At 36.6% G+C, this 11,788-nt stretch carries 12 protein-coding genes; 11 read left to right on the top strand and 1 reads right to left on the bottom strand.

All coding sequences use genetic code 11. The features are described 5' to 3' along the window. The 7 genes from KQI58_RS19300 to KQI58_RS19270 form a co-directional block, all read left to right on the top strand. A partial coding sequence (locus KQI58_RS19300) for a hypothetical protein (protein ID WP_216410602.1) occupies positions 1-232 on the top strand: 232 nt, incomplete at its 5' end. A 4-nt stretch (positions 233-236) separates the two neighbouring features. Then, positions 237-671: a transposase family protein gene (locus tag KQI58_RS19295; RefSeq protein ID WP_216410601.1), complete on the top strand. Its 435-nt coding sequence runs from the start codon at positions 237-239 to the stop codon at positions 669-671. 425 nt (positions 672-1,096) lie between these two features. Continuing rightward, positions 1,097-1,549, top strand: coding sequence for a hypothetical protein (locus tag KQI58_RS19290; protein WP_216410600.1), 453 nt, complete (start codon positions 1,097-1,099; stop codon positions 1,547-1,549). Then, positions 1,516-2,004 carry a transposase gene (locus tag KQI58_RS19285; RefSeq protein WP_216410599.1) on the top strand — a complete coding sequence of 163 codons (489 nt, stop codon included), beginning with the start codon at positions 1,516-1,518 and terminating at the stop codon, positions 2,002-2,004. Before KQI58_RS19290 ends, KQI58_RS19285 begins: the two co-directional genes overlap by 34 nt. Positions 2,005-2,387: 383 nt before the next feature. After that, a complete protein-coding gene (locus KQI58_RS19280) occupies positions 2,388-3,785 on the top strand; it encodes a MucBP domain-containing protein (protein ID WP_253296039.1) in 1,398 nt (465 codons plus the stop codon). A gap of 524 nt (positions 3,786-4,309) precedes the next feature. Next, on the top strand, positions 4,310-4,966 hold the full coding sequence (locus tag KQI58_RS19275; protein ID WP_216410598.1) for a glycosyltransferase: 657 nt from the start codon (positions 4,310-4,312) through the stop codon (positions 4,964-4,966). A gap of 10 nt (positions 4,967-4,976) precedes the next feature. Further along, complete coding sequence (locus KQI58_RS19270) at positions 4,977-5,762, top strand: CatB-related O-acetyltransferase (protein WP_216410597.1); 786 nt, start codon at positions 4,977-4,979, stop codon at positions 5,760-5,762. 246 nt (positions 5,763-6,008) lie between these two features. On the opposite strand, the gene KQI58_RS19265 is transcribed toward KQI58_RS19270, so the two are convergent. Continuing rightward, complete coding sequence (locus KQI58_RS19265) at positions 6,009-6,950, bottom strand: hypothetical protein (protein ID WP_216410596.1); 942 nt, start codon at positions 6,948-6,950, stop codon at positions 6,009-6,011. Between the two features lie 207 nt (positions 6,951-7,157). Here KQI58_RS19265 and glf point away from each other — a divergent pair, with 207 nt between their 5' ends. The 4 genes from glf (at position 7,158) to KQI58_RS23225 (ending at position 11,432) form a co-directional block, all read left to right on the top strand. Then, positions 7,158-8,273 carry a UDP-galactopyranose mutase gene (gene glf, locus KQI58_RS19260; RefSeq protein WP_216410595.1) on the top strand — a complete coding sequence of 372 codons (1,116 nt, stop codon included), beginning with the start codon at positions 7,158-7,160 and terminating at the stop codon, positions 8,271-8,273. Between the two features lie 831 nt (positions 8,274-9,104). Next, the gene (locus KQI58_RS19255) at positions 9,105-10,334 is read left to right on the top strand and encodes an IS110 family transposase (RefSeq protein ID WP_216410594.1); all 1,230 of its coding nucleotides are present in this window, start codon (positions 9,105-9,107) and stop codon (positions 10,332-10,334) included. A gap of 205 nt (positions 10,335-10,539) precedes the next feature. Then, complete coding sequence (locus KQI58_RS19250) at positions 10,540-10,824, top strand: hypothetical protein (RefSeq protein WP_216410593.1); 285 nt, start codon at positions 10,540-10,542, stop codon at positions 10,822-10,824. A gap of 296 nt (positions 10,825-11,120) precedes the next feature. Continuing rightward, on the top strand, positions 11,121-11,432 hold the full coding sequence (locus KQI58_RS23225) for a transposase (RefSeq protein WP_216410603.1): 312 nt from the start codon (positions 11,121-11,123) through the stop codon (positions 11,430-11,432). The last annotated feature ends 356 nt before the right edge of the window (positions 11,433-11,788 follow it).

The following is an 11,788-nucleotide window of genomic DNA, read 5'->3' as shown; positions in this document are numbered from 1 at the left end:
GCGGGAGCAGTGGGTGCCATTGGTGGATTTCGATCCACGATCTGAATGGGCACAATCTCTTTTTTCTCCATTTGGAACACCTCCTGTAGTTGATATAGTAAGTTTAGCAGTCGGCGAAGGAGAAAACGAGACGCCTTATTATCTGACGCTTACATTGTATTGTAAGCGTCAGATAGGTTCTTTCCAATCTTATGTTGAAAGAGTTATACTGGAACTAACCAGCGAGGAGTGATCAAATGGAAAATTTACTCAAAATTATGGATGAGCGCTTCGTCTATTGTTCCCACGAGATAACAGAAAATTCGATTGTTATCCAATCGATAGTAAACTCTTCTCAAGCAAAATGTCCCAACTGTCACACCATTTCGTCTTCAAAAAATGGAACTTATAAGCACAGATTCCAAGATTTACCTATTCAAGGATTAACCCTCTTTATCCATCTATCAATCCAGCGGTTTTTATGCAAAAATGAACAATGCTCTGTTCGGACTTTTTCCGAACGATACTCTTTTGTCGCTTCTCATGCTCAAAAGTCTAAGCGACTTTTACAAGAAATCGAGAAGATGTCACTTACCCAAAGTAGCTTGGATGCAGTTAGGCATTTGAAAGATTTGGGAATAGAAACGAAAAAAAGCAGTATCTGTAACTATCTAAAAAAAAGCCAATTATAATAGGTGATCAAGTAAAAAAGGTTTGTATTGATGATTTTGCTTTAAAAAAGAGATATCGTTATGCGAGCGCTCTCGTCGATTTTGAAACCGGGGAAATTATTGATTTGCTGGAATCTCGAGAAACAAAAGAGGTTTCTAGTTGACTTAAGCAATTTCCACAGCTTGAGATTATTGCTAGGGATGGCTCAAGAAGTTATGCGAATGCGATTAAAGATGCACATCCTCAATCACTCCAAGTATCTGATCGATTTCATTTAATCAGTCGTTTAATCGAAATAGGTAAAAAAATTCTTTATCGAGATTTACCTAGCCGAGTCGTTATCCCTCTCAAGGAAAAAGAGGAGGAAACTGTCGAGCGTTTTTTCCTCTATGCTTCTCGTCGAGAAAAGATTTTATATGTCCGACAATTATCACAAGTAGAAAAAATGACGCAATTGAAAATCAGAATGCGAACCGGAATTACACTCAAGACGATTCAAAACTATCTAAAGATGAAAACAGAGGATATTCCTCCTGAGAAAAAAATTCAAAGTGCCAGAAAACACGAAGAAGCGACAGAAAACAAGCGTAAGGCTGTTGAAGAAGTGAGAAGTCTTTTTGAAAAAGGGCTTCCCGTTTCACGCATCTCAGAAATTACCGGCCATACTCCAGCAACGATTAAAAGATATTTGGATCAGAAATTTAATCCTAAAGATCCCTGTTATGATAATTTTTTCCCAGGTAAATTAGGTCCTTATCGACAAAAAGTCTTAGAATTGCGGGAAAAAACTGGACCTACGCCAAAATTCATGCCTATTTGCAAGAACAAGGTTACACAGGCACCGTTGATGCCATTCGTGGATTTATGGCTAAACAAAGAAGAATTCATCAAGATGTAAAAGAGAAATATTCAGGAAAACCAATTGATGTCATTGAACGTAAATGGTTAATTCAATCATTGTTTTATCCAATCAGTAAAGTCCCCGTGTTAGATGATGAAAGATTGATCTTATTGAAGAAGGAATATTCTATCTATGCGTTTGTTTATCAACTCGTTTGGACATTTAGAGATCTTTTTAAAATGAAAAAAAATGCTCTAAAAAGATTGACGAAATGGCTAACATTAAATCGTTCGAAGAACGTTCATACAGAATTAGACTCGTTCATCAATGGAATAGAGTTGGATTTAGATGCTGTAAAAGTTGCTATTGAGACACCTTATCATACGAGTCTGATTGAAGGATGCAATAACAAAATTAAAGCGATAAAACGACAAAGCTATGGAAGAGAAAATTTTCAATTCTTACGTGCTAAAATACTTCACACTGAAGTCTGGCGAAGATCATCAACATAAGATTGGAAAGAACCTATCTGACGCTTACGTTTATTAGGAAGTATTGTACTTACTATTTTTAACAGTAGGATTAATCAGATTTAAGGAGTGAATTGAATGAAGTATAAAAAAGAATATGCTGTAAAGATCTTAGCTGTGATAATGAGTTTTGTCATTTTTAATGGTCCAATTGTGCTAGTACAATTGAAATCGAATCAAAGGAGTCCGTAGAAAATACGAGCAATGAGGCCGAAATCACCAGCGAAGCGACCACTGATACAGTTAATGAAACGGAAGAAACCACTGCTGTTTCCGCACAAGCTATAGAAGCTCCTACTTCAAGTAGTGAAGAAGCACCGCCAATAAAGGATGATCAGAAAAAGGAAAAAGAACCGAAATCAGATATGATGGCTGAAACCTGGAATGAATATTTTTGGTGGGATACGATCAATAATAGAGGATTTTCTTACAATGATGATATTCTATTTTGGAGTGGAGGGAAGTCCGAGATAAATACAACTCAAGGTTATATTGAATTGGGCGAACCCTATATTTTTGAGACAGGCTGGAAATTTGTAAATATCACCTTTAGAGGAGAAATTTATTCCCCTGGTGATAGAATTTGTGATGAAATTTTCAAAGGACCTTCATATTTTAAGGAAACGCAAAAATACCTTCGCTATAATTATGAGCCTCAACTATACAATGTGAAAATATCCTATCGAGGGTTACCGGATGAGATAAAGGAGACATTACCTGAGGTTGATCCAAATCCAATTTTAAACGGAACGATGTACACGATACCTGCGCCACCTAAAGTAGAAGGTTATGTTGCCGAAGAATTTGCTTTAGTATGGACAGCACCATATTTTATGCCACGAATGATTGGTTCTGAAATATATATTTCCGGTGGGACGCTTTCTGATGGTATTAGTTATGGGTATAAACCGATAGAGGAAGTGATAGCGCAACCAGTTATTAGTCGTTATATAGATACTGAAGGGATTACGATTGGTGAAGAGAGTTCCCTTACTGGCGAAATTGATGAAGAATATACAACAAGTGCGAAAATAATTCCTGGTTATACTTTAGTAAAAAATGAGGGTACCACCAGTGGGAAATTTACTTCAAAGCAGCAAGAAGTGAATTATATTTATATAAAGGATGATTCGAGGAATTTTGTCGGATCGTATGTAGATTACGCCGATAATACTGTTACCAGCATAACGGATATTGAACGGCAGTTAAAAATAGTCAAGAATGTAAATTTGAGTTTGGTGAATTTCAATGACAATAAATTGAAAGTGAATGTCGTAGGAACCACGCAGCAATTTCATCTATTAGGAACAATCCAAACAGTTACAAAACGTATTCAAACAAAGAATGGCAGGATATATTATGTACTTTGGATTGATGGGAAACAATATATGTTGCATTCAGATGCCTTTCAGGCACTGCCAACATCGTCAGATTTTACGCAAGAAAGTGATCTAGACGAATATGCGAGTGTCAGTTTGGATTTTTTAGGAAACTACCTAGATAAGATAAATAATGTCAATCATACCATTTCACTTGTGAACAATTATAACGTTTATGATTTGTTAAAAACGGCTGGGGATGCAGCTATCCCACCTTATACAGGAACCGTTACTTCTATGGGGTTGAAGGATAATATGTTCACAGTAACCCAGGAATTTGTTTCCTCATATGGGATCAAATATTATAAGATCATGGTTGAAGGATACAGCTATTTTGTCAATGCAGCCGCCTTCGTCATCGAGTCTGTCAAATCTTTATTTTAGAGAAAGTTGTTCAATTGTTAAATTGCAAATGAAACCTTAGAAGTGACACAAAAACAATGTTAGAAGAGCAGGAACCGCTTCCAAAAGCTAGGAATTTTGTGACGGTTCCTGAATGTATCTATGCATTTTCTCAGGCCAAATTTTGCTATTAATTCTTCGTATTCTCAAGATTGGGAGTAAGCATTCCATCATTAACTGTTAAGGTAAAATAGGTTTAGCAGCAGGTTTCGCTTATTTATGATCATTTAGAATCGTTGATTAGAGTAACGACTGAATGCTTACCAAAACTTTGTGAGGTTAGAAAGTTGAGAAAAAATGCGGTCGTTTATTGTGTGATTGGCCCACACATTCAGTTAACAGCGGTATCAATCGCTTCAATCATAAAATAATTATCACGGGAAAGAACCTTTGGACATCCTTGTCGTTGTAAGTGAATTAGGAAATGAAGAAATCTTTATCCTAAAGAGTATTCCTAAATTCTATGAAAAACAGTCATTTCCATTACTATTTGGTATCCTCCTGAAATGGTAAAGCAAATCAAAAATTATAGTAATGCTCGTTTTCCTGAGGTCACATTATGGCGATTATTTCTGCCAGCTTACTTTAATGACTATGAGAGCATTCTATATTTAGATAATGACACGATTATTTATGACGATGTATCCAGCTTTTTTAACCTTGTTCCTGAAGAAAAGACAGTTGGTGCAGTTCGTGATTTCTACTTTTCGGTAATCAGCGATAAGGAGGATAGTGGGAAATACTTTGGTGTCAAAACCATGAAGAATTACTTTAATTCAGTTTTTCTTCTATTTAATGTATCCAAATTTAATGAGCTAGTTTCTTCTGAAGAGATTTTAGCAATGATAAACGGGAAGGAATACCTCTATTTAGATCAAACGATTCTAAATATTCTTTGTGAAAAACATGTTCACTTTCTGCCCTATGAATACAATTATCAAAAGGACGACCATTGGTTATTTGATTGGGCCAAAAAGACGAATCCTCTCAAATTTTTAGAAATCGAGAAGGCGAGAGAGGATATAAAAGTACGCCATTTTGTTGAGTTCGAACAGCATTCATTGCTATGGGAGCATCTACTTGCATTAGATCAATGGGAGAGAGATTTTTGGGATTATTTACTCACGATAAAAACACTTGAAACACATTCCTATACTGATTGAGGATAAGAACATGCCTGTTATTAAAATCAATCTAGAAATTAGCCATCTTTTTAAGCAGCAAGCCATCTTTTTTTCAGTATTTCGTCAAGAAGGACTTGCGGACAATCATTATTTGACGATTGATAAAGATTTTTATATGGAAAGTAATTGTTTATATACTGTAGCTTCCTTTGATAAGACGTTACCGAAAATGGGAATGTACAGCTACTCTGCAAGTATTTTTTCTGCAAACACAAGCATCGGCAGATATTGTTCGATTGCTTCAAACGTTAAGGTGATGACTGCACAGCATCCGCTTGATCGATTCACCACTTCACTGATAACTATTCCGGGAGAAATTAATGGACGATCTTGGGATTTTGATCGAAAAGCACAAGCCGGTGGATTTATACAGACACCATTTGATCAACACAAAAGTAATGAAACAGAAGTGACGATCGAAAACGACGTCTGGATTGGACAGGATGTATTGTTAAAGGTGGGCGTTTGCATTGGAACAGGAGCAGTTGTTGGTGCTGGATCAGTAGTGACGAAAGATGTTCCTCCTTATGCAATTGTTGGTGGGGTACCTGCAAGAATTATTCGTTATCGATTCAGTGAAGGGATCTGTCAAAAATTATTGAAGCTGAGCTGGTGGAATTACCCTATCTGGAATTGCTCGACTATTTCTGGTGATGAACCAATTGAAGGATTTATCAATAAACTTTCAACTTGGATAGGGCAGGAATCAATTAAAAAGCATCAACCAGATTGTATTAATGCCTCAATGCTAGACTCTTTGATGAATACCTATTAGTACAAGAAGTTAAAATTTATTGTAATAGCCATAATAATACACAAATTTCATATTATTAAATAAAAAATCTGTCTTGATATTTAGTGAAACAGATTTTTTTGGTACTTATTGTCAATTAAGTTGTTGATAATCGTAGAAATATTGTAAAAAATTAACTCCCTCAATAAATTAGTTTAAAATCTAGTTTATCGAGGGAGTTTTATTTTTGAGATAGTTTTTATTTTAATAATTTTGCTTGTGTTTTAGTTATAAACTTTTTTTCTTCTCTAAATGATGGAAAAAGGCTCCTGCAGAGAATACTGTTGCTAATCCTAGAAGTGATAGTTGACCGCTCAGTTGATTAGATTCTCCGGTTTTTGGCAACTCTTTTCCAGCGCTGCTTGCAGCTTTTGTATTTGAATTGGTTGAAGTTGTTTTTCCGCTAGTGGTAGCTCTATTTGCGCCTGAAGATGATGTATTTGTTCCACTAGTTTTATTTGTCGAAGAACCTTTTTTATTCGTTGTTGCTAGTGATTTGTTTTCACTAGTAGAATTTGAAGTACTCATACTTGTACTCATGCTCGTACTATCAGAAATCGAAGTAGAAGAACTTTCGCTTCGATACTCACTCAAAATTTCAGAGTTGAGGTTACTAGAACTTTCACTATTTGCAGCAGATGATTTTTCAGAAGTGCTTTCGCTAAACGAAGTAGAAGCACTCTCTGATGAACTTTCACTCCAATAATCACTTAAAATTTCCGAATTCACATTACTTGTGCTCTCACTAACAGAAGTTGATGAACTTAGGCTAAGGCTAGCAGAGTCTGTTGTTGAATCACTTGTTGATTCAGTCGTAGAACTACTTGTAGAATTTGTTGTAGAAGTACTAGCTGATTCAGTTAAGGAAGCACTAGTGGATTCAGTCGTAGAACTACTATTAGTTGTACTAGTTGGCGCTGCCATTGAGTTGCTTGTAGATGATGCTGGAATGGTAGCAGTATTGTTATTTGCTAATACTTTTCCAGTATCGACTTCTATTCCGGCATTCGCTTGAGGGGTTGCTTCTGCAGCTTGAGCACTCGCTGAAGTCGCACTTACACCAATAACACCTCCAACTGCTGTTAAAGTTGCATACATCCAATTTTTGCCACTTTTATTTGTTCTTTTTTGTTTTCTCTTTAATTCTTTTCGAATTTCTTTTCTTCCCATATTTTCAATATGTCTCCCTTCAAAATATTTTTAAAAATGATTTTGACGTGTTGAAATAAGTATCTCATAGTTCATTTCGTTGTATTTATAACGTCTCAATATTGGGAATTTTTTTTTTGCATGATAAGAAGAGAGTTATCATAAAATGTAAAGGCTTTTCTATATGTGGGATGAAAATGGAAGGATAATTAGATAAGGGGGATTCAAATGACATCTTATTTAGTAGTGGGAAGCGGGTTATTTGGTTCGTCTTTTGCCGAGCAAATGGCTAAAAATGGTCATAAGGTCACTGTTCTTGAAAAGCGGAATCATATCGCAGGAAATATTTATACAGAGGAAATCAATGGGATTCAGGTGCATAAATATGGCGCCCATATTTTTCATACATCAAATAAAAAAGTCTGGGACTATATAAATCAATTTGCTTCCTTTAATCGATTTACAAATGCGCCAATAGCGGTGAGTAAAGGTGAGCTATATAATCTCCCCTTTAATATGAACACTTTCTATTCTTTATGGGGTGTACAAACACCTAGTGAAGCGATGGAAAAAATTGCAGAACAAACGCTATGCTATAAGGAGCGTAAACCAAGCAATTTAGAAGAACTGGCTCTTTCATTAGTTGGGAGAGATATTTATGAAACTCTAATAAAAGAATATACAGAAAAACAATGGGGAAAGCCTTGTACTGAGCTTCCCACTTTTATCATCAAAAGATTACCGATTCGGTTTACCTTCGATAACAATTATTTTAATGATTTGTATCAAGGGATTCCAATTGGAGGATATACACAAATCATTGAGAAGATGTTGACTCATCCTAATATTGAACTAGAGCTCATGACTGATTTTTTGAGTAACAGAAAGGTTTGGCTGAAAAAATTTGATCGAGTGATTTACACGGGGATGATTGATGAGTTTTATGATTATTGTTTTGGTGAACTGGATTATCGTTCGCTAGATTTTGTACATGAGAAACTACTATGTGAAAACTATCAAGGAAATGCTGTGGTTAATCATATTGATAAAAATATTCCTTATACACGAATTATTGAACACAAGCATTTTGAATCGGGAAATCAATCGCAGACAATAATTACAAAGGAATACCCAAAAACATGGCAAAAAGGGGATGAACCGTTCTATCCTGTGAATGATCAAAAGAATCAAAAAATCTATGATAAATACATGCGACTAGCTAAAAACGATTCTCAAATAGTTTTTGGAGGTCGCTTGGGAATGTATCGTTATTTTGATATGCATCAGGTGATTGAAGAAGCCTTGAATTTGTCCAATAGATTGCTAAATTTGAAAAAACAGTAGTTTAACCTACACATTACTCAGCTAGCAATAGCTGTCTTTTATGTCCGTATTATGCAATCCCCCATTAAAGTCCTCATTTTATCCACGTTGTGAAGACATCCTTGAATCGGTAAAAAATGTTTATACAATTGACCTTAATAACCGTATTACAGTTGAAAATTATTTCCCACAATTAAATGCAATCAAGTTGAACAGGTAACGAAGAAATGATTAGAACCAATGTGTCACATATCTCTTGCCTGTCCATCTTTGGTTTTCAGTGTGAGGATCATTTTAGATAAGGATTCCACAGAAGGGATCACAACATTTTTTTTGACACAAACAATCGTATGCAAATGTCAGAGTTTTGAAGCAATTTCGTCGGACACGAGTGAGCCACCTAAATCGGGAATAATGGAATCATTCGAATTGGCTATAAAAAGCTAACTTAAACGATTTTTTGAATCAGTGAGATATCGTTTAAGATGGGGCAATTCAAGAACATTTCCTGTTTAATTGGGCCAATTTCATAATTATAGTCATTCCTTTCGCGATTCCTCTCAAGGCACAACACCGAATGAAAAGGTGCTGCGTTCCTAACGGAACCTTGTTTTTTTGTAGTAAAATTTTCTTGAAGAAGCCTGGATACACTACAAATCACGGAGAGGTGATTAAGTGCGAAGACCCACTTTTCGACCCTGAATAATTATATGTGTAGCTTGGCTTTTCAAGTATAACTAACTGTGACCCAGAGCACGTAAACTTATTTTTGGATAAGCGACTCGTTTGTGTAGAGCTAAGCAGTCCCTGTACAGTTCTTCTTCTAAAATCTATGGAAGGGAGTTTCTCACGATGTTAAAAATCGTGTACCCAAATTGTTGTGGCATCGATGTCCACAAACAGTTCGTTATCGCTGTGATCGCAATCACTGACAGTGAAGGGATTACTCAATACTCACGCCGTCGCTTTTCAACGTTTACGAACTCGTTGAAAGAGTTGAAAAAATGGCTTGAATTCCACTCTTGTTTTCATGTTTGTTTAGAGTCGACTGGGAAGTATTGGATTCCTATCTATAACACCCTTGAGGACGAAATGGACATCTGTTTAGCTCACCCTAAATATGTCAAAGCTATCCGTGGCAAGAAAACAGATAAGAAAGACGCACAATGGATCGCTGACTTATATAAACATGATTTAGTGGCAGGAAGTTTTATTCCTCCTGCTAAAATTCGTCAGTTACGGGATTTGTTTCGCTATCGAATGAAATTGACTTATCTTCAAACCAGTGAAAAGAATCGCTATCAGAACTGTCTTACTTGGTCGAATCTTCAAATTGCGAGTGTCGTCTCCGATGTTTTTGGAAAATCTGCTCAGAATATTATTCAAAGTGTCTTAGATAATCCTGACGAGAAACCTGATATTGCTTCGCTAATCCATCGTCGTATGAAAGCCTCTGTTGAAGAGTTAGAACTCTCAATGGATGGCGAGCTATCTGAAGAACAGGCAGAAAAACTGCGTGTGATCAAAGCTCACTATGACGCAATCACCTTATGCAAAAATGATCTCGAAGAGATGATTACCAAACTAGGCAAAGAATATGCACACCAACAAGAGTTGATTCAATCCGTTCCTGGGTTCAAAAATCCGTTAACAGCGCTACGTGTAATTTCAGAAATCGGTATCGATATGAACCAATTTCCTACTGCTGGTCATCTTTGTTCCTGGGCTGGAGTCGTTCCTGCCAATAACGAAAGTGCTGGTAAAAAGTATTCGACCCGGATATCTAAAGGTGGGCGCTATCTTAAACCTTTGCTTGTCGAAGTAGCGAATGCTGTGGTGCGATCTGAAAAAAATCCAGAACACCGAAACAAGTACCTACAACTCAAAAAACGGAGAGGTCACAAGAAAGCAATAATTGCGATTGCTCGTCGTTTACTTGTGGCAATCTATCATATTCTCAAAAAAGATGAGGAATATAATCCCGCTCTTTATCACTATCAAGAATATGTTGCTCCAAATAAAAAGCTGTCTATTCAGGAAGCGGTTCAATTTGCAAAAAGTCACGGGTTTCAAGTCGTTTGATTTGGTATAGTCCAAAAAACGATGGAAAACTTCTTCTTTAGTGCGGTCTTTTTTCTACAATTACAGGAATGATTCATTTTGCATTTTTTCAAACTTATCAGCCCTTGGTATATCAATGTTTTCAAAGCAAACAAAAAAGGAACCTCCCCATCTGTTACACTTAAGTTGTCCTAGCCAGACACGTACTCAGAAGGAGGGATTCCTTATGGCTATTATACAACAACCGACTCTATTTGATCTAGAAATTTTGGAACAATTGGATATTGAAGAGAAATATGTTGAGATTTTCTCCCCATTGGATCTTTCCCCACTACTAGTAGGGCTCTTTCAAAAAGAAAAAGCTGTTGGCGCGCCCATCTCAGTCAATTACGAGGCTGCGATTCGCGCACTGATTATTTCTTATCTGGAAGCTATTCCAGATGTGAAAACGTTGGTTGCTCGCATCAAGTCTGATTTGCTCTTTAAGTTGAGTCTAGTTTCTTTATATTGAGACTGGGGCCTATCAGTAGCAACGTTTTCTTGCATTCTTCGTACGTTGAGCGACCATCAGTCTACCTTGAACAATGTGAATGGTCTTTTATTCAAACGAATGGATAAGGAGTTTGTTTTTTTGTGGATATATCGCCATTGATGCTACGGCTATTGACTCCCATTCAACACTTCAAAATATCGATAAACCAGTTGTTTCGAGTGTTAAAAAACAGCTCTCTATGACAACAGAGCCCATTAAAAAAGAATTGCCGATCGCTCCTCCATGGGGCATCAAAGTCAACAGTAAAGGAAAAAATTTTTTGGCGTGGATATAAAGGACATTTAGCTGTAACTACGAAAAGTCAGTATATTTTATCCAGTATTTTGGTCTCTGCTCATATCGCGAATATGAGTGCAGCCATTCCGTTAATTCGGAAAATCAAACTGCTTAGTCTAGTGGATGTTTATATGGTCTTTGACAAAGGCCATGATACGAAAGATATTTACGAAGAGATACATATCCTTGGTTTCCAGCCGATCATTCCATTAAATTGGATGGCAAAAAACGACTGCGAGAGGGCGAGTGATTATACTTCGACTTGCATAATTGAAGAAGGCTACACCTAGGATGGTTTCAACAAACGTTACAGGGAGTTGAAATACACATTGCTTGAAAAGCATAGTCGCTCCTGTTCACTACAACACGAAGGAATCTGTCAAAAGGGATAAAGTTTAAGCAACTAACAGACCCACGGAAGTTCAATCATCCAGCTCGTGAGACGAACGGATAGAAAAAGCTATGTATCAAATGCAATGATTGAATCACCAAACACTAAGGAAAAAGCGACCGCTTAATTAAAAAAAATGAAAATTTTGAAATTGGATAACTGTCGGCGTGTTCAGCAAGACATTATTTGCCCGATGGTAAAAGTCCAGTCTGAGTGCCAAGACGCTCAGCAGCTATCAGACGTTAACGGCGAAAT

It is taken from the genome of Enterococcus raffinosus, from assembly GCF_018917525.1.
Taxonomy (GTDB): Bacteria; Bacillota; Bacilli; order Lactobacillales; family Enterococcaceae; genus Enterococcus_A; species Enterococcus_A raffinosus_A.
This window is presented reverse-complemented; position numbering and strand designations above follow the sequence as displayed.

What these genes read in the sequence shown, in the direction of transcription:
- glf (WP_216410595.1), top strand. Translation starts at nt 7,158, where the DNA reads ATGACATCTTATTTAGTAGTGGGAAGCGGGTTATTTGGTTCGTCTTTT.
- KQI58_RS19250 (WP_216410593.1), top strand. Translation starts at nt 10,540, where the DNA reads ATGGCTATTATACAACAACCGACTCTATTTGATCTAGAAATTTTGGAA.
- KQI58_RS19280 (WP_253296039.1), top strand. Translation starts at nt 2,388, where the DNA reads ATGATGGCTGAAACCTGGAATGAATATTTTTGGTGGGATACGATCAAT.
- KQI58_RS19295 (WP_216410601.1), top strand. Translation starts at nt 237, where the DNA reads ATGGAAAATTTACTCAAAATTATGGATGAGCGCTTCGTCTATTGTTCC.
- KQI58_RS19255 (WP_216410594.1), top strand. Translation starts at nt 9,105, where the DNA reads ATGTTAAAAATCGTGTACCCAAATTGTTGTGGCATCGATGTCCACAAA.
- KQI58_RS19285 (WP_216410599.1), top strand. Translation starts at nt 1,516, where the DNA reads ATGGCTAAACAAAGAAGAATTCATCAAGATGTAAAAGAGAAATATTCA.
- KQI58_RS19275 (WP_216410598.1), top strand. Translation starts at nt 4,310, where the DNA reads ATGGTAAAGCAAATCAAAAATTATAGTAATGCTCGTTTTCCTGAGGTC.
- KQI58_RS19265 (WP_216410596.1), bottom strand. Translation starts at nt 6,950, where the DNA reads ATGGGAAGAAAAGAAATTCGAAAAGAATTAAAGAGAAAACAAAAAAGA.
- KQI58_RS19290 (WP_216410600.1), top strand. Translation starts at nt 1,097, where the DNA reads ATGACGCAATTGAAAATCAGAATGCGAACCGGAATTACACTCAAGACG.
- KQI58_RS19270 (WP_216410597.1), top strand. Translation starts at nt 4,977, where the DNA reads ATGCCTGTTATTAAAATCAATCTAGAAATTAGCCATCTTTTTAAGCAG.